This is a genomic window from Flavobacterium sp. JP2137 (assembly GCF_050562195.1).
GTDB lineage: Bacteria > Bacteroidota > Bacteroidia > Flavobacteriales > Flavobacteriaceae > Flavobacterium.
Window position 1 is genome coordinate 1,868,726 of record NZ_CP191647.1, and the last position, 20,679, is coordinate 1,889,404.

At 35.2% G+C, this 20,679-nt stretch carries 11 protein-coding genes; all 11 read left to right on the forward strand.

Translation table 11 applies throughout. The annotated features are described in order from the left end of the window. The first annotated feature begins 85 nt into the window (after positions 1-85). Positions 86-1,135, forward strand: a complete 1,050-nt coding sequence (locus tag ACQZ43_RS08075; RefSeq protein ID WP_430611490.1) for a hypothetical protein — start codon at positions 86-88, stop codon at positions 1,133-1,135. Positions 1,136-1,137: 2 nt separating this feature from the next. Continuing rightward, positions 1,138-2,475 (forward strand): hypothetical protein, encoded by a 1,338-nt coding sequence (locus ACQZ43_RS08080; RefSeq protein WP_430611492.1) that lies wholly within the window; start codon positions 1,138-1,140, stop codon positions 2,473-2,475. A gap of 49 nt (positions 2,476-2,524) precedes the next feature. After that, complete coding sequence (locus tag ACQZ43_RS08085) at positions 2,525-3,577, forward strand: hypothetical protein (protein WP_430611494.1); 1,053 nt, start codon at positions 2,525-2,527, stop codon at positions 3,575-3,577. Between the two features lie 128 nt (positions 3,578-3,705). Then, on the forward strand, positions 3,706-4,398 hold the full coding sequence (locus ACQZ43_RS08090) for a hypothetical protein (RefSeq protein WP_430611496.1): 693 nt from the start codon (positions 3,706-3,708) through the stop codon (positions 4,396-4,398). Continuing rightward, positions 4,398-5,219 (forward strand): hypothetical protein, encoded by an 822-nt coding sequence (locus ACQZ43_RS08095; RefSeq protein ID WP_430611498.1) that lies wholly within the window; start codon positions 4,398-4,400, stop codon positions 5,217-5,219. Before ACQZ43_RS08090 ends, ACQZ43_RS08095 begins: the two co-directional genes overlap by 1 nt. A gap of 1 nt (position 5,220) precedes the next feature. Further along, on the forward strand, positions 5,221-9,522 hold the full coding sequence (locus ACQZ43_RS08100) for a fibronectin type III domain-containing protein (protein ID WP_430611500.1): 4,302 nt from the start codon (positions 5,221-5,223) through the stop codon (positions 9,520-9,522). Between the two features lie 2 nt (positions 9,523-9,524). Further along, the gene (locus tag ACQZ43_RS08105) at positions 9,525-10,244 is read left to right on the forward strand and encodes a hypothetical protein (protein WP_430611502.1); all 720 of its coding nucleotides are present in this window, start codon (positions 9,525-9,527) and stop codon (positions 10,242-10,244) included. Beyond that, the gene (locus ACQZ43_RS08110; RefSeq protein ID WP_430611504.1) at positions 10,237-10,638 is read left to right on the forward strand and encodes a hypothetical protein; all 402 of its coding nucleotides are present in this window, start codon (positions 10,237-10,239) and stop codon (positions 10,636-10,638) included. The genes ACQZ43_RS08105 and ACQZ43_RS08110 overlap by 8 nt, the downstream gene beginning before the upstream one ends. Before the next feature lie 76 nt (positions 10,639-10,714). Then, a complete protein-coding gene (locus ACQZ43_RS08115) occupies positions 10,715-11,359 on the forward strand; it encodes a hypothetical protein (protein WP_430611506.1) in 645 nt (214 codons plus the stop codon). A gap of 2 nt (positions 11,360-11,361) precedes the next feature. Next, positions 11,362-12,798, forward strand: coding sequence for a hypothetical protein (locus ACQZ43_RS08120; protein ID WP_430611508.1), 1,437 nt, complete (start codon positions 11,362-11,364; stop codon positions 12,796-12,798). Beyond that, the gene (locus tag ACQZ43_RS08125; protein ID WP_430611510.1) at positions 12,798-20,450 is read left to right on the forward strand and encodes a hypothetical protein; all 7,653 of its coding nucleotides are present in this window, start codon (positions 12,798-12,800) and stop codon (positions 20,448-20,450) included. Before ACQZ43_RS08120 ends, ACQZ43_RS08125 begins: the two co-directional genes overlap by 1 nt. Positions 20,451-20,679 lie beyond the last annotated feature (229 nt).

The window sequence follows — 20,679 nt, forward strand, 5'->3', positions numbered from 1 at the left end:
TTTAAAATATATATCAGATATGTTTATTGATATATAAAATCTATTATCTTTGTCTTAACTATAAGTTTAATCTATTGTACTGATTATGTCACAAGAAGCTAATACTGAACATACCAATGAAAATCCAGACTTACCAAATTTAGGTAACGAAGGAGGGGACAATAATACGACTACAGAAGTCACACCATTAACTGAAGAAGCTGTTCTATCGTTTTTAAAAGATAAAGGTAGAGAGGTTGCTTCTTTAGATGAGTTGTTGAAAACTCCCGAGCCAGTTATCGAAACTAGAGAAGTAAATCCATGGGAAGAATTGGCAGACGATGAAGACAAGGAATATTTCAAGTTTAAAAAAGAAACCGGTAGAGGTAGAGAAGATTTCAAATCTTTAAAACAAGATTTGAACGCCATCTCCCCAATTGAATTCGCTCGTGAAAGAGTTCGTCAAGAGAACGGGTCACAATTTACAGATGAACAAATAGATCAGTATTTAGAAAATCAACTTGGTATAGAATCATTAGAAGATTTAAGTTCTTCGGATTCAATCAAATTAGCTGGATACGGAAAAACAATAAAGGATGCTCGAATTTCCGAACAAGAGAAATTTAAGCAACCAGTTAAAAAAGTAGAACCAACCACACCGACTAATCAGGATGACTTTGTAAAGCTCGATAATGGAGCTGTTATCAAAAAAGCAGAATACGAGGTAATGGTTTCTAAACATCAAGCACATATTAAAAACGCAACGGATGCGGTGAACAGTGTTACGGCAGCTAGTTTTAAAACTGTGATTGATGATAATGGAGTGGAAAAGGAATTGAATTTCGCTTATGAGTATTCTGATGAAGATAGGGGCAGTGCCATATCGATTGTGTCGGATATGGATAAGTTTATTCAAGATAATTATCACACCGAAAAAGGATTTAATCACAAATCATTCGGTGAGGATGTGTTTTGGTTAAGACCAGAAAATAGAGAAAAAGCCATTTCTTCAATCATCCAAAAAGCAAGGGCGGAAGCGATTGAAGAAACATTAAAAAACAGGGGGAACGTAAATTTTAAAAATCACGAAGCATTAGCAAATCCTGAAAAATACGGGATTAAGATGATGACTTTGGACGAACTCAAAAAACTATAATTATGGCTTTTCAATTAAACGAAAACAATTTAAGCGGTATTGCAGTCATTACAGACACACATAGTCTTCCGCGTCAAACACCTGAAAACTTCATAAGACTTTATGATTACCTTATGCAAGGTCAGCCTGATCTTGCAAAGCAATTAGTCTATGAAAATGGGAAAGGGTCAATCTTAGGGCTTACTCAAGCTGTTTCTGGTGGAAAATCCAAAACATATGAGGCTGATTACATTCAATATCCAGTAACCAATAGGTTACATAACATTTTAAAAAATGTTACTGTAACTGGAAATGAATTTAGTTGTGTATCAGTACACAAATTACGCCCGAGAGATGTAATTAAATTCACCGATGGGGATAAAATATTTCAAGCGGTTGTTTCTAGAGTTATATCTGACACAAAATTTGAAGCATTAAATGATGGACTTGAGCCCTTTACAGAAGGACTTGTTGAGGTAATGGCGGATTTCTCTTCTAGATTTAGAAAAGGAGATACTGCTTTTGACGAAGGAAAGAAATGGGATCCAGTAATGAGGAAAAATTATACTCATGTACATAAGGACTATTACAAAGTTTCAGATTCAGATATCGCAGCGAGTTCTTGGGTTATGACAGGAGCAGGGCCTAGATGGTTTAATTTTGAAATGGAAAGAACTTCTACACTTTTTGATAACCAATGGGAATTGACTTTAGTTCTCCATAATAGAGCAAAAGATAATTCAGCTTCTAAATTAGCAGGATTTGATCAAGGTATGATGGGGATTGCTGAACAAATTAACATGTTCGGAAATGTTGCGGAAGACTACATCACTACCATTAAAAATTTATCTGACATAGCAAGAAGAGCTAAACAACAAGGGGATTGCAGAGAATATACATTCTATGTTGACCATGACCAATTAGCATATTTCAGAGAAATGATGAGTGGTGTTAATGCTGGTTTTTTAAATGGATCACACTATGGAGCATTTCAGAACTCCAAAGATATGGCCATGAGTTTAAACTTTGTTTCAGTGTATGTAGATGGTGTTCAATTCCATTTTGCACCATGGAAAGTATTTGATGACCCTACACTATTAGGAGGGGCTAAATTTAAAGCCAGTGCTCCAAAATATTTTGGTATTCCAACAGGTAATATGAATATTATCGAAAATGGAAATACAGCAACAAGACCTTATTTAGACATTCTTTATCGAGGCAATGAAATAACTTACAGAAATAAGAAAACAAAATTCTGGGGGGTTTTAGGGCAACAAAGTAAAGATGATACTTCATCTGTAGAATACATTACAGAGGGTACAAATAGAATGGTTGGAATCAACAATTATTTCATAGGATAATATTAATTATACAACCTCCCTGATTTAGGGAGGTTTAAAAAACTTATTTATGACAACAACTACAACATATGTTTTAAAGTTAGATATAAAACCTCAAAGTTGGTCGCCTAAGCAACAGGATTTAATGATTGACAAACCGGGTATTGGCAGTAAATTCATTGGGTATTTCCCTGGTCAAGAAGATATTTTTATTGAGGATATCTTGTTGAAAAATAAAGATGCAAAGCAGGTCTTAGTACCGCCTTTTGAATTCAATAGTGGGACTGATAAAACAGAACTAACTGTGAAAAATTCAAATATAGCCCTAAATAAATGGCTTCAAAATCATCCTGATTTTAATAAGAAATTTGAGGTTTTCTCCGAAGAATTGGAATCAGAAAAAGCATTGGCTAATTTTGAGAAAAAAGAGAAAGCACTTGCTTTAATCAATAAGGAGGATATCAACGAACTTAGAGCAATTGCAATGCTTGTTTTTGGATATGATGCTTACAACTGGACTGAAGTACATGCTAAATCAAAATTAAAAGCCTTAGCTTTTAACGAACCTGACAAGATTATTTCCAAAATTGTAAAAGCAGATTATCAGTCTCAATATATCGCATCAATGGCGTATATCGTTGGGGTTGTAAAAAACAACATCGGACATACCGCAGTCGTATGGGCAGACAACGAGCAAGCCGTTATAAACGTTGCGGTAGGCGAAAATGGTAATGAGAAGCTTGGAAACTTGCTTGCGTCGGACTCTGATAATGCAAGAAATACTTTGCAAGAAATCAGTAATCGTATTGATGCAAAAACTAAACAAAGTCTTAGTTTAACTAAAAATGATTCGTCTGCTATCCTTTCTCAGAAAGATGCAACTATCAACGCTAAAGACCAAGAACTAGCGGCCAAAGACCAGGAACTTGCCGAATTACGCGAGTTATTAAAAAACAGCACCCTTCCTCCAAATACTGGTACTGTAACGGGGTCTGTAGAAACTTCTACAGAGTTAACCGCTGAACAAGTGCAGGCTCTTTATTTGGAGAAAATAGGAACCGCAGCGCCAGTAAATAAAAAGAACGATATACCTTGGATGCTTGACAAGATAAACGCACAATAATACCCTGCTTTTTTTCTCTATTGAATTACGCCTGATTTATTTTTAAGTCAGGCGTTTTTTTGCGAATATTATATATCGGGTATATAAAATGATGTGTATTTGATTATCTTTGTTTTAAACATAATGATATGATTTCAATCGACTTAGTTTACAAGACAGTGCTTGCTTTAGCAAACTCAGATATACGTGGAAATAGCAAGCCTTCCGAAATTAGGCTTTTCCTGAACAATGTCATAAATGAGATTTATGAGGAATATTTCTCTGAGATAAACCGTATGCTCAATAGACAAAACAAAGGATTAATCGGGAGAGGAATAGAAAATATACCAGACAGGATTAGAGAAAAACTAAATCATTTCTTAGTTGAGAATGAACCTCTAGTTTATCAGGATGAACATTTTTTACTACCAAGCGATTTAAGGTTTTTTGAATCTGTTTTTTATAACGAAGTTGAGGTTGAAAATACGAAATCAAATAGTGAATTCAACCTAATTAAGAAAATCGCTACAAAGCAGTACCCTATTTATAATAAATCTGCTAATCAAATTAAGATAGCTCCTTCAGCAATTATCGATAAGGTAAACATTAACTACCTAAGAAATCCTAAAGTACCGAAATGGACTTATTTCGTTGTCAATGGTGCTGAAGTATTTAATCCAAGTGCTCCAGATTTTCAGGATATCGATTTGCATCCAAGTGAAGAAAGTAATGTGATTTTAAAAACTCTTCAAAAATTGGGAATTAACCTCAAGGAACAAGACTTACAGCAAATCACAATGAATAAAGAAAATATTGAATTCAATCAAGAAAACGCGAACTAATGACAACACCATATCAATACTTTTCGGACGAAAATCAACACGGAAATTACCAATATGTTTCGTTGAAAGAAATTATCGATAACATGTTATTTGAAGCGACTGACGATGATAGTTATTTGAAAAACATTAAGAGGTTCCGTTTATTTCATTATGCTTTACAAGCTATAAAAGAAGCTAACAAAAGTACAGCTAACGATATACTTGCATTTGAAATTACGGTACCAGATAACCTTGTTGTAATCGTTCCTCAAGACTATGTGAATTATGTTCGCGTGTCGGTTGTTGTTCTCGATGCTTCAAATGGAGGGTTCTATTTGCAACCTTTAGATATTAACGAAAACATTTCTACTGCTGTTGGATATCTCCAGGATCATAAAGGAGAAATTCTATTTGATGAAAATGGAGGTATTCTAACGGCCGATTCATTGAACGGATATGCAAAGCCTTACAAAAAATATTCAATTCCTTCTGGGTGCTCTGGAAGCACAGCAAAGACATCACAGCTCTCAAAATACGGACAATTTAAAGTTGACGAACGCGCAGGGAAATTTCTGTTTAGTTCAGATTTAACGGATAAAGAAGTTGTTATCGAATACGTTTCTGATGGATTGCAAGCTGGATTAAGAGAAGAAGAAATCACTGTACATAAATACCTTCAAAAAGCTATCGAAGATTTTATCTATCATGCGTGCATCGAAAGAAAAAGAAACGTGCCGGCCAATGAAAAACTAAGAGCATCAAACTTATATAAATCGTCATTGCACAAGGCAAAAATGGCTCGAGCAAATTTCGATTTAATGCAAATCGCTAAATCCTTATAATATGCCAGATATCAGAAGAACATTTGAGAAAGGAATAATGAATCAGGATGTTGACGAACGTTTGCTTCCAAATGGGTATTTCCGAAGTGCAGAAAACATAATTGTGAATACGTCTGAGGGGTCAGATGTAGGCGCAATTGAAAAAGCACTATCCAATAAAAAGCTTACAAATCTTAATTTAGGGTCCGATGCTGTTACATTGGCTGGCTATTCTGATGAAACAAAACGTAAGATTTACTGGTTTGTTTGGTCAAGCCGAGGAACCTATTTAATTGAATATTCCTTAGATACTAAAATTATAAGTTTTTTGTTAGAAGATACTCGCCCAATTAGAAGTCGTGTTTTGGCTTTGAATAAGGGTAGTATAATTTCCGGCATGTGCAAAATAATTTCGGAAGATATTAAAAAAGACATGTTTATTTGGACCGACAATAGCATGGAAGTTTGCTGTATTAATATTGAGCGAGCTAAAAGATATGGGCCAAATGGTTTTGAAAAAGAAGATATTTATCTAATTAAAAAACCCCCTGCCGCAGCTCCAAGAACAAAGTTTTCATATATATCTGGATTAAGCAATAACATTGAAGAAAAGTTCATGTCTTTTGCTTATCGTTATAAATATTTGGATGGGGATTATTCGGCTCTTAGCTCCTTTACAAGCTACAAGTTTTACCCTTCGGCTTTTAAAATGGATTATGAAACATTAGATAATTTATCTATGGTTAACCAGTTTAGTGCTATTTCTATAGGAATAAATACCGGAGATAAAAGAGTCACCGAAATTCAAGTAGTAGCTAAAGAATCCAATTCTAATACTGTTTATATAATTGAAAGCTTTAATAAAAAAAAGCAAGGATGGGGAATTGACCAAGAGAAGTTCGTTAATTATTCAAACAACAAGGTTTATATCGTGCTTCCGGAAAATGAATTTTTAAAACAGTATGACAATGTGCCAAGACGAGCCAAGGCATTAACTACAATCGGTAACCGTCTTGTAATTGGAAATTATACAGAGGGCTATGATTTAATTGATAAAAATAATTTTGATCGCAAGATTAATATAGACTTTGAAGTTTCTTTACTTAAGAAAAGCTTGGATATTGTTAATCTTTTGGATTATACGTTATCTAATAATGGTGCGCTATACATACACGGCACACGAGGTCAGACTCTTGTTGAAGGCTCTATAATTTCATTTTTCTTAGAAATAAAAGAAAGGGAAAGTGGTTTAGTTGCTTTTTCTGATAGTGCTGAATTCGTTATAAATTCAGCAGTGTCTACCTCATTTGATTTGTATTATCAGACAGATTTCCAAGAATTTATAAATGTGATAAATCAAAAGATACAAGACAATTTGCTTTTCCCTAACCACCAGGGATGGGTAGTCGTGGAATACCCTAAATTGTATACAATAATGTCCAACGCAGGGGAATTGATATGTGCCTTGACTTGGGGCAGAATTCAAGATCCGGGTAATTCAAACAATATATTGCCTTTTAATTTTGAATTCATTGAACCATCTAGTGTTAGTAGCCGTTTAGTAAATGATTCCAACTCATTAAAAACCAATAGGGACTATGAGGTCTCAATTATATACCAGGATGAATTTAAAAGGAGCTCTACGGCTTTAACTTCATTAAATAACACCGCATTTGTTGCTCAATCTGATGTTGACAAGCAATCAAAGTTAATGATTCGTGTAAATAACAAAGCTCCATCATGGGCCAGGTATTACAAGTTTGCGGTAAAATCAGCCCCATTAAGCTATGAGAATATTTTTATAAATATATTTTACAATGAAGATGTATACACTTGGTGTAAATTGGAAGGAAGTAACAAAGACAAAGTTAAAGATGGTGATATTATTATCATAAAATCTATAGGTAATAGGCCCATTTTAAATATAATTAAAATTACTGTTTTAGAAATAAAATCTCAACCACGTGATTTTATAACGGGGAATAAAGATAATTCTGGAACTGATTTAATTGAACAAGAAGGAATGTACATGAAAATAAAACCTAACGGTTTTACTATGGGTTCCCAGAATTATAAAAACTATTCTTATCAAGGACACGCTTCTAGAAAAGGTTCAGGTAATTATCCCTATTTACATATCGATTTAAATTCGAATTATGATATACCTATCGGTTCTACAATTTCGTTATTTATTGATTCCAATTGGCATCCTGATCGCGGTTGGCGATATAATACACTTGAAAAAACTTTTGTAACTCAAACTCACTATGCTTCTTTAAAGCAATGGGTCAATCAACATGTTATAAATCAGACTGCTTTATGGGGAAATGTAGTTGCGGATAACCAAGAACACGATAACTATGCCGGCAGAATTTACTGGGAAACCATTGATGGAAAAGAATTTTTAACAATTAAAGGGACGAAGTCGGGAAAATCCGGCGGGTCGGGACATGTTGACTTTAAATTGATTATACGAACTGCCACTTCTGGGCTATATGTTTTTGAAACCGAGCCTAAAAAGATGGCTGATACTGCTATATTTTACGAGACAGAGGAAACATTTAAAATTACAAATAGCCTCCATCATGGTAATATTTCGAATCAGTCTAATAATACTCCTGCAGAAGTATTATTAGACAGTTTCTATAATTGTTTCAATTTTGGTAATGGAATTGAAAGCTATAAAATAAAAGATCGTTTTAATAAGAATTTCTTAGGCATCGATTTGAGACCGACAACAACGTCAATTGATGAATATGGAGAGGTAACGCGATATTCAGACGTGACTTATTCAGACCCCTACGTTGAAAGTGCGGGGATGAACGGGCTAAATAGTTTTAATCTTGCTAAATTAAATTGGAAGGAGCTTGACAAAAACAATGGCAGTATCTCTCATTTGCTTGGAAGAGAGGGAAACCTTTTAGTATGTCAATTAGATAAAATAGGGCAGGTACTTTTTGGTAAAGACGCTATGTACAATGCTGACGGGACCGCAAATGTAGCTAAGGTTCCTTATGTTTTGGGAGAATACATTCCTTATGCAGGTGAATACGGGTTAAGTCATCCAGAATCATTTGCAACTCATGGAAACAGAGTTTATGGAGTTGATACAAAACGCGGTTTGGTTTGGAGACTATCCAATAATGGCATTTCCCCAATTACCTATGGAATGGAAGGTTTTTTTAGAGAAGAGTTGACAAAAAATTCTAATGCAAAAATAATAGGCGGGTACGACCCTTACAATCAACTTTATCAACTTACTATTGGAGATAACGAAAGGGAAACACCTATTCTTGAATGTAGTTCTATTGTCAATATTTTTAGGAATACTCAACCTTTTACAGCTGATTTTCATTTAAATCAGATTTCGGGAACTACTGGAATTAACTATGATATTTCAGAGGGGATTGCTACAATAGAAGCTAATTACCAAGGAAAGAATTTTACTCATCAAAATGTTTCAGGACCAGGAAGAATTAGCATAGACGTTAATGCTGCAGAACAAGTAATAAATGCAGCGGTTATCCCAGTATCAGAATTTATTTCATTTCAGATAGGTAATGAATGCCCAATTGGCCGTGAAATGAAAATAGTCAATATTGTTTTGACTGATATTAGTGACCAAGGAAAGGTAATGACTAATAGAATCAAATGGGACAATAGTCCGTTTTATGCTAATAATTATCTTGTTGATAGTTTTCCTGTTTCACATTTTGAAGTAGAAACAGGTATTGAGGGAATCGGTAAGTTTCCAGAACGTAATTCTATTGTGAGAATGGAGGTTTTAGAAAGCCAATCAAGTTTTGCCAACTTCTCACGGACCTGCAATCGCTTAGGTTATTTAGTTTCTGATATTTTGTATAATCAAGATGATTTTGAAGCACTAATGAGTAACGCGACACTATTAATAGCTACTACAAATCCGTCAGACGGTTTTAATATTATTCATCATGCTTCTTTCAATTTTACGCGAACAAATAATAGTCAAATTTTATATCTCATTTGGGATTATCGTGATAAATATGGCACGGTTAGTCCTCCTCAACATGCTACGGCATTATGGGACGAAGAAACGGAAAATACTGTAAGGGTATCTTGGGCTGGGTCTAGCTCTCAATGTAATATAAAAGGACATGAAATATCATTTAAAAAGCGAAGCGACAACCAATGGTCTGTTCCTGTATTTCGAGATGTTATTAATGAAAACCAAGTCGGTTATATTCATTATTTTAATGAGCTCGATCCACAAGTATTTTATGATTTTAGAATCAGAACAGTAACATATGGGGCTTTTTCAGACTATATACATACTCAAACAACGTAACTATGAAAACTATCGCATTTAGAGAGAAAGAGAATGGCTGGGCTACATTTTTTACTTACTATCCAGAAATGATGTTTAGAGTAGGAAATGTATTTATTACTGCAAAAAAAGGTGAGATTTGGGAACATAACGACAAAGAAAATCCAGTTATGAATACATTCTATGGAATCCGATTTCCTTCAAAAATAGTAACTGTATTTAATGATGCTGCGAATGAAGACAAGATTTTTAAAACATTCGTTATCGAGGGCGATTCTCCTTGGGAGGTTTCATTAAAAACAAACCTAACCGATACTACTTTAAAACAAGAAGAATTTAATAAACGTGAAAGTAGGTTTTTTACACATCTTAGGGGGAATGAAAATGAAGATGATTTTAATGGTGCCGTTCAAGGAATGGGTATTGTAAAATCAATTGATGACAATCAAGTTGGTTTCGATTTGGTTTCTGATTCGGTTAATATTGGAGATAAGCTTTATTTGATGAATGGAGATGCACCAGAATTTATAGGTGTAATAATAAACAAAGATAATACTTCAATAATTCTTGATAACAGTGTTTCAGTTGATAATATTGGGAAGCTAGCATTATCAAAGAAGAGTTCTAGAATAGATGGAGGAGAAATCCGCGGCTACTTTGCCTCAGTACAATTAAGTAATAACGAAAATAAGCAAGTTGAATTATTTGCTATTAATTCTAATGTCGTAAAATCTTATGTTTAAAGCTAGAAGATTGCAAGATACTGATTATGAAAGTTTAATTGAATGGTGGAAGTACTTTAGATTTCCTGTACCAGGAAGAGAGTTTCTGCCAGAAAACGGAACTTGTGGATTAATGATTCATAAAGACGGAATCGATATTTGTGCGGGATTTATTTATTTCACTAATTCCAAAATTGCATGGATTGAATTTATCGTTTCAAACCCTGAATACAAGGACAAGAATCGCCAAGAAGCAATTAAACTACTTATTCGAGAGTTAGGTTCAGTAATTAAAAGTAAAGGCTATAAAGTCATTTATACAAGTCTAAAAAATCCAAATCTCATAAAGCACTTTAAAGCAGAAGGATTTTCTGTAGGTTCCTCAAATACAGTTGAAATGATAATTTCTTTTTGATATTATTTATATATCCGATATGTAAAACGATGTGTATTTTTATTACCTTTGAGATAGAAATATTTAAAATCATGTTATGGCCGCTATCACAAGTGTTGCCCTGGGCGTTGCAGCAGCAGGTTACTCAATTTACGAAGGACAAGAAAAGAAAAAGAAAGCAAATACAGAGTTAAACAACTATGAGCGTCAAGCTTTAGATAATGCTTTCGAAGATATTCAAATCAGTACAATTGGTTCCGATATTTTGCGAGAAGAATCTTCTAGAAATTCAGCAAATATAGTAGAAGCCGTTCAAGGTAGTGGAGCTCGAGGAATCGGTGCAACGCTTCCAAAATTGCAGATGGAAACCAATGCGGTAAATAGGCAAATTCAAAAAGATTTGGATGATCAAGTAACGAAGCGCGAATATGCAATTGCTGGCGATGAAACGAGAATTAGGGATATTCGAGAAGATCGTGATAACCAAAACATCAATGCCCTTTCTTCTCAAGTTCAAGCTGGAGAGGATATGAAATGGAATGGAATTATGGGGGGAATGAGTGGGTTGGCTTCAATGGGAAGGACTATTGGAGCGGGAGATTCAGTTAGTTCAAATTCAGTAACCACAAATACTGAGCAACAAGTTCCTAATACTTACAATCCTTTCAACCGGTTTTCTTTGCCTAGAGTAAATGATTTATTTACCGAAAAACAAATGTATGGTAATAACTATAATCTGTAGATATGGCAAATTCAAATAATGTTTACGGAACAGAACGGTCAGGACAGCCGTCTATATCAGATTGGGTAAATCAACAAGACCATGCTAATTATCGCGTTCGACAAGAAAAACAACAGCAAGAACAACTAGAACAGCATAGAAAAGATAAATTGCTTGCACGTGACGAAAAATTACGTGAACGGCTTTTAAGCAATTTGCCTAAAAACACGGATACTGGCTCAGGCTCATTAAATGAATTTCAAGGGAAAATTATAATGCAAGCTGTTAACCGTAAAGGAGAGATATATAATGCTCTGCGTAACGGTAATATTTCAGATTCTGAACGTGTAAAGCTAGAAATTGAAAACTCCAACCTTGATAATTTATCGTCAAACTTAACAACCGCAACAGGAAATTTCACAAAATTAATTGACGATTATAAGAAGGGAATTGATGGTGGTGGTTTTTTTAAAAATCCTGATTTTGAGAAAAAAGTATTGAGTGGTTTTGAATCTTATTTAGGGGGTTTAGACGAAAACGGTTTTCCGCTTGTTGGTTTTAGGGACAATGATAGTGATGGAAAGATTGATCTAATGCCGTGGGATAATCTTCAACAGGGTTTAGGTGTTTGGGATTTTCAGCCAAAATTGAATTACGATAAAGTAGTTTCGGATGCAGCCAAAGCAATGGGCACAGTGGAAAACCAAGATGTAAACGGATATACCACTACAACAACTAAGGGAGTTCCTATTAAAAATGCTCAAGCGATGGCAAACTCGCTAATTTATGGAAGCGATGGTGAGGTAACACCCTTTGCAAAATCTAGGCTAAGAGAATTGGGGTATGATTATACTAAACCTCCAGAAGACGCCATAAAAGCAATTGAAAAAGATATTACAGAACGGATAGTAATGAGTAAGGATCAGTCTTCTAAAAAAGATGTCAATCATAGCGCATCTATTTCTAGAGAGAGATTGAATTTTGATAAATCTAAGGACGCAAGAGATTCGGCTGAAAAATCAAAAGATAAAGCTTCTACAGGAGAAGCGGTTGATCCTTCAGTTAATACATGGGGAAAAACTAACATTGAAAAAATAGGTAACAATTCTAAAAGTGTTCCTGTTTCAGGAAAAGTAAAAATACCGGCTATTAGCACAAAAGACTCGACAATTACTGATGCAACAATTGACAACTACACTTACTCTAAAGACGGCAAGTTGATGGTTGATGTATCTTATCTCGACGGCAAGAAGACTTCGAATGTATTTGGAGATGATGGAGAAATGAAAACTGTAGTTACTGATAAAGCAAAAAAAGTAATTACCGTATCAAAAGAGACAGAATCCAGAATTGCAGCTCAACTTGGAATTTCAGTTTCTGAAATGAAAGAAAGAGCAGGTTTTAAGCAAAATAGCAAAACCGATAATTTACCCAATTTAAATGACCTACCTGATCTATAATGGACGATAAGAAATATACCTACAAAGGACAAGAGTATTCTCACGAAGCGTTACAAGCAAAGTATGGAGATAAAACACAAGAAGCTATAACCAAATTTGGCTTTAAAGAAATTACTTCAAGTGCTGAACCTCAATTTACATTTAAAGGACAAACTTATTCGAGGGATGACTTAGAATCTAAATACGGAGACAAAGTTGATGAAGCGATTAAGAAATTTGGCATTAAACCATTAAAAAAAAAAGACAGTGCGCAATCTACTTCACAAAGTCAAAAGTCGGCTTTTCCATTGGAAAGAAGTTCTTCGGCTTCGTCGCTGAATCCGATTGAAAAAATTACAAAAACAATAACTGAAAATACCGTTCCAAAACCATCAGCTTCAGTAACAACTTCACAAGTAGCTACAGAAGGATCGATGGCTTGGAACAACGAGAAACTTAAAAAATACAATCCCGAATACTCCCGTCTATTCGATGAATTTCAACAATCAAAAACTATTTCCGACGACAAAAAACAAGAAATAGTACAAGGCGTTGACGATGAAATAAATCAATCGGGTTTTGTCAATAATTTAAAAACGTATGGCAAGAAAGGATTTAACCTTTTAATAGATGCCGCTGCAGGCGTTTTACCGGTTTCTGAAAGAGAAAAGGTAGTTGACAAGTTTAAGATGGACACTAACCCACTGGCCGACGAATTAAAAGAGGTTGATGGATTGATTAAAAAGCAACAAATCCAAGCAAAGAAAGAAAATAAACCATTGCCTATTGTAACTGATGAGGAAAGAATTGCTCAAGCACGTACTTTAAAAATAAACAAAAATTTAAAGTCGCAGGAAGATACTCAGACAAGGGCTTTACTGAAAGATTTGCAAAACACCCAATCGGAAATAGGGGGACCAACTCATAAAGATAAGCTAACTACGTTTCAGACTTTCAATTACAACTCTCTTAAAGAAAAAGACAAATTAAACCTGGAGAAACAAAATCTTTTGCGTGGCGAAATTGAAAATCTTCAGGCTAGAGTTAAGGAGGTTGTCGAGGAATCTAAAAGCAATCCTATTGGTCCTGAAAAAAAACAAGAGTTTGAAGAATTGCAAAACAGATATAATTCAGTAGTAAAAGAAGCGATTAGTACACATCAAGATTATGTGTCAAATACAAAAGAACTCGGACAAGCTTCTGAAAATATAGACGTTTTCAAAAGGGACTATTCTTGGTTTAAAAATTTTACTAACAATGCAGGAGCAACAGGACTTGATTTGACAGCAGGTTTAATCGGAGCGACTGATTGGATTGGAGAAACAGCCGGAACTGGTTCACCAGTTCAATCTAGAATTTTACAAGAAGCTATAAAAGGGGTTAGTAAAGATGTTCGGGCCGGTATTGCAAAACCTATATCAGTAGATGAAATTAATGACGTTGCCGACTTTGGTCAGTGGTTTTGGAATACCGCAGTAGCAAGTCAAATTCCTATTTATGCAATGGTTGCAACTGGAGCTGGAGGAGTTGGCGCTTTAGGCGTTTCTGCAACGGGTACCAAGTATGATGAAATGCGTTCGGAAGAAGAAACTCAAGGATCTAATTACAGTTATCTAGAAAAAGCACTTGTTCCTTTGGGATTTGGAGCGACTGAAACGGCTTCGGCTATGGTTGACAGAATGCTTTTGATGAATGCAAGTCGAATTATAAAAAGTGCAACTAGCCCAGAGAGGACAATGATTGCTAAAGGTTTTTGGAAAAGTGCAGTTGGAGCTACCGGAGAAGTAGCGAAAGGTGGTGTTTATGAAGGATTAGACGAATCTGCAACAGAAGTAATGCAGAACGTGATGGATAAGTTTGTTCTAGGTAAAGATGTGGGTGTTTTTGATAATGTGAAAGATGCAGCTTCTGCAGGTGCAATTATGGGATTGTTAATTCCGAGCGCTTCTCATATTGTTTCGAGTGCCATTAAACCATTTTCGCTAGATAATAAAATCCAAAAAGCAAATGCTCAGATTTTAGAGTTTGAAAAAACGCTCGATCAAAATTCTACCGCTCCTTCTGTTCGAATAATTGTCGAAGACCAAATTTCAACTGCAAAAACAAAACTCAATGAATTACTTGTAAAACAAACAAAAACCATTGAGAATATGTCGCAAGCGGAGTTTGATGAGATAAGAAGAATCGAAAGAACTCAAGCGAATATCAAACAAAAAGTTCGCGAGATTCAAAATGAAGAAAACCTTTCGGATGAAATTAAAAAGCAATTGGCCAATAACCTTAAAGATGAATTTGATGCTGCTGAGTCTCAGCGTAAGGGATTGCTAAATGGCGACGTAAATGCAAAATTGAACCTTTTAAAGCCAGAAGAAGTAATTAAGCTAAAAGACCAAGCTAGTCGCGAATTAATGGCAGAGAAAGATCCTGAAGGTACGAAAGGGGTTGACTTGAAAGACGAAGAGATTTCAGCCAGAGCTCTGAAAATTCACCAGGAGCAAAAAGCAGAGAAGGACAAAGATGTACCTCTCTCGAATATTGTTGAAAATGAAAATGCACAAGCCGAAAATACTGTTGTTAATGAGGATGTTCGAACTGGAGCTATTAACGTGGAAGAAGTCAGTAATACACTTGAAAACCAAGAAGGAGAAAGTGTTATTCGAGAAGAAGTACAAGAAACCGGTAACTCGCAGCCAATTAGAGAACCAAAAGTAAAAGAGGTGAAAACATCTGCAAACGGAAAACCTTATTCCGTTTCTTATGAAAATAATGAGCTCACTTTTAAAGATGAAAAAGGTAAAACACCTAGCCGTCCGACGATACGAGCATTGCAAAAAGAATATGCTAAATCCCTTGATTTTACAGAAGGACAAGAGTCTGATACATCAAACATAGAAGAAGGAGTTACGGTCAACAAACATATTGCCGAAACCTCCCAAAATGCTAGCCAAATAGCGGAGGCTATTGCTTTGACCAGTCGCGAGGAATACCGTTCTGAATTAGATTACAAACAAAGAATGATTGCCGAAAATATTGGTGCTGTTTCCCGTGAAAGCTTTGTGGAAAATGGGGATGCCAACTATATCACTCAAAGTATTGCAATGCAGTATTTCGGCAAAAAGGGAGAAGGCCGTCCATTGGATTCCCTTGCTCAAGAGATTTCTGAAATTTCAGGCGTTGAGGTTACTGAACAAGATATAGTTGATTTTATTGTGGAAAATCCTCGAGGTAAAAAGGATTTCTTAGACAGAAACATGAAAGAAGATTTAACGGCCTTGAAAACTGCGTTCACGGAAATTACGGGATTACCTGCAACAAATGAAATTTTAAATCAAGCTTTTGAACAAAAGGCAACTAAACAAAAGTTTTATGATGAATATGCTTCTTTATTTGATGTGATGAATGAAGAAGATTTTGTAAATTTACAAACCGAAAACGATCAATATTATGAGCAAGAAAGAAGAAACTCCACGCAGGCCGATGACATCAGCAGAACGATCGTTAGCGAAGTTGCAGATACTACAGAGAATGGAAGTAGATCCGGAGTTCAAGAAGAGAGTAGACGAGACAATAGCCAAAGCTCAAGCGAGAAACGCGGCGGAGAAACCGGAATACCTGACAGAAGCTCACAAAGCGAATTCGGAAGCAGCAATGAAGAATCTAGCAGAAAATCAATCGCCGATAATATTAGAGGAAGAATTGAAGAAGCAAAGAGAGAGTTTGCAGAAAATCAACCAGAAGGAGAATCTTTAGAGATGAATGCTCACGATCTATCAGATCTTGAGAAAAGAGTTGTTTTTGACTACGCAAAGGAGAATAATTTATGGATTGATGATATCTATTCACTAGGAAAAGCCTTTGGAAGCGGAAACGAAAATACGGTTGTTTTAAACGCAGAAGAACGTTGGGTTTATAAAAGCAACAATTTATTCAATTCTCAGTTTTTAGTTTCCAACCTTTTAGATTACATTGAAAATCATAATAAATTATTCCCTGAAACAAGTTATGAATTAGTTGGTTTTTCTGGATTTGACAGTGGGGCCAATCGTGCGCCATACGTTGAGGTAGTAATTAAACAGCCTTTTGTAAGTCAAGCAGAACACGTCGAGAAATCGGTAATCGCTACTTTTATGGAATCATTGGGTTTCAATAAAATTACCGACACTTCATTTACCAACGGGCAATATACTGTTTCTGACTTACACCCAAGAAATGTATTAAAGAGTGAAGAAGGAATCATCTATGTCATTGACAATATGATTTCCGAAAACAAGGAACATAAGTCATCAACTAAAGATACCAAAGTCAACCTTTCCCATGATTTAAAAATCAATGATTTTATTGAAGGTATAGACAAACTTATCTCGGATATTGATGAGTTTGGAAAAGATACCCTTGGAATGAACTTACCTTTGGTTGTAGCACGACAAGGATTAATGGCGATGAAATTAGCAGCGCAAACCGCGAGTACTGTTGCGGATATTATTTCAGCCGGACTAAATGCCGTTAAGCAAACAGAATGGTACAAAAACTTATCGTCTGCAGAAAAATTAGACCTTGATAAAAACTTCATCGACTACCTCAATAAACCATACGAACGCAATGCAAGTGAGAAATCTCGCACCTCTTTAGAAAAAGAAGTTGACGAGCATTTAAAAAACGGTGTTTCGGAAAAGGATATTTTAAAACAGTATTCTGACCGTATGGAAAAGATGATGGTCAAGGATTATTTAGAAAGACAAAAAGCAGTTACGGAAGAGGATGCTAAAAAGATTGTCGACGAGTCTTTTGACAAGGCTGATAAAGAAGCAGATGCGCTAATGAATCCTAAATTTAGTTTGGATAAAGCTTTTTCTACTTTCATAGCAAAGTTCTTTGATCGTCAGTTCTTACCAAAATTCATCCTTAATAAAGCTGGAGGAAGGCTAGTACGAAACTACATTGTAGCAAGTAAAGGAGCAACGGCATACGCCAAACAAATGTATGACGAAGCATATTCCAAAATATACAAGGGACTTTCGTCTCCGGATATAAAATTACTTGACAAGATAATTCAGTTGAAACGCTTTGTCGCAATAGACGAGAACCGTCGGAAAGAGAATTTGCCAACAGTTGTTCATCAGGATTATATTAACGATAATGTTGCTAAAGCATATTTAAATGGTCTTAGAAAGAGTTACGGTGATGATAAATTCAACGATTTAGTCAAACGTTCCGATGCTTATTTTGATACTTTTCGCGATTTATTGGACCAGATGCACGAGGCCGGAATAATTTCAAAAGAAAGCCGGGACCGATTCTTTGATATTGATTACCAACCGAGACAGTTTTTAGAGTTCATGCAAAATGCAGAAACCGAAACAGCCCATTTGGATAATGGGAACACTGGAGGACTTGGAAAAGAACAAATACAGAAATTAGAAAGAGGTCTAGATACCGCTCTAGTCAATGATTCACAATACTTGCTTTCCCGAGCTATCAATATGCGCGCAAAAACGATTGCTTTAAATCGTACAAATAGTAAGCTTGTTGAATTTATGAAAAAACAAGCCGTTGAAGTAGAGCAATTAAAATCCAAATCTAATCTAACAAAGAAAGAACGCGATACGATTAAGTATTTTGAGGAATTACAAAAACGAGTAAAACACAACCCTATAATTGGTTTTACAGAGTCAGGTAATCCGATTTATAAGACAAAGAAAACTCCTATAGGTTTTTCTAACGCTTACTATTATGTAAATGGGGTGAAGAATAATATTCTCATGGAGGATAAGTTTCATGAGCAGTATTTTGATTCCATGGCAAGAATTTTCAAAACTCCTGATATTAAAGAAAAGGTTGCCATGAGTTCCGGTGTAGGGTTAGTAAAAGCTATTGCAACTGGGAATAATCCAACTTTCTTTATTACAAATACTCCTAGAGATTTTCTTTTTATCTCTACTTTTTCAGAAGAATATGGGCCGAATTTGCTTAAAAATTTTGTTCAACTGACAGGCGATGCTTCACAAGGTATTCGCGATATCAGAAAGGAAACTGATAATTTCAAAAACTTTATCAAGTATGGCGGAATGATGGATTTTTTAATGGAACAAGGAAGATTTAAAGGTACTTCGTCCATGCAAAAAGTTTTGGATAAGATTGACAATAAGACCAAGGAAAGAACTAAAAAAGCTTTTAGCGTAGCTACACTCCAAAGTTTACAGATGTATTCAGAAGTAGGCTTTAGAATGGCTGTATTCAATCGCTCAATTAAAAATCAACTCAAAGAATTGGGGTTAAAAAAAATTGAAGAAGTTACAGACAAAAATCAGTTGGAAGACATCTATACGAATGCCGTATCATCTGCTAGAAATACCATGGATTTCAACCAAGGCGGGGCAATAACAAAAGATATCGATGCTTTTATTCCGTATTTGAATGCCGCTACTCAAGGAACAAGAGTAATGTTTGATAATTTTAGAGATCGCCCAATTGAAACTACTTTGCGAGTTACTCAAGCTGCAGCAATTATGTCGTCTGTTCCGATTGGAATTAGTTTAGCGTTATTATCAGGAACCGGGAGTGAAGATGAAAAGGATATGACTAGCTCAGAGCTTTACAATAAAGCGATTAAAGGTGTTTCGAAGTATGACCGAATTAATTATTTCATCGTCTTTAATGGTAACCGAAATGATAAAGGAGAATTTCAATATTTTAGAATAGCCAAGGCCCAACAGTTGACACCATTTTTTTCCTTGACTGAAAATATCATGAGAGATTACATGAAGGCATCCGCAGGAGATAAATCAAGAAGTAATACAATAGGAGATATCGGATTTGCATTAGAGAAAAACATTAGCCCTGTTGAATTTGGAATAACAGATAATATCACCAGAAATCCACTTATTAAAGGCGCTTTGAGTTATGCCACAGGTTATGATTTTTTCCGAGAACAAGACTTATCTATTTTAAGAGGAAAAGTTCCTGTTCCGGCAGAAGGATTCGAAAACGCATCAGTTGAGGATTTTTACAAAAAAATTGGAGAGCAACAAGGATGGTCTCCAGTAAGAATGAAAGCAGCTGTTGAAAGTATTGTGACAACTCCCAGTACTTCGCCTTATATTGGTATGCTTTACGGTGGAATGGACGCTATGATGTCCGATAAAGACTCAAAGGTCATAATGGACAAGTTTAAAAAAGACATGCTTAAATCGTCCTTTAATCGTGCCGTTAAAGAAACCAGCGAGTTCAATCGTAGAATAGGACAAAACGAAGAAATTAAAAAAGAACTCGAAAAAATTGAAATTGAAAACGTCAAATTTAAAAATGAAATAAAAGCAGTTGTAAAGAATCATTTGGATGGAAATATAACTCGAACCGAAGTGAATATAAAATTAAATGAAATCACTAAGGACATGAGCGCTTATGACAAGAAACGTGCAAGAACTCGGGTTAGCGATCAAATCAAAAACAAAAATGTAAACTCCGCTGTATTTGAAATTAAGTACGCGAACAATGCAAAACACAAAGCCTTATTGATGGTTGAGTTGTTTGGCTCCGATTTAAACAATTCTGAGAAGCTTTCAAACGATGATTTGAAACTAAAAAAACAAATGTTTCAATACAAAGCGATAAACTCAGAAGCGATGTTTGAGTATCGTCAACTGATTAATGAAACTAAAAAAGCCCCGAAATAGGGGCTTTTTAAAATTAAGATTGTTTGCTTTTTAATGCGTATTCAAGATATTTGAAAAACAACAGCTCAAAAATTGCAATTTCACTTCTAAAAATAAAAACAGCAATTGTAAGTTCTATCACAAAATACCACTCGCTATACAAGTAAATTTTGATGATTAAACAACTTAATACATACTTTAGATTTTTCATAGCTAAAGACATCTCGTCACACATCTTATGCGTTAACTC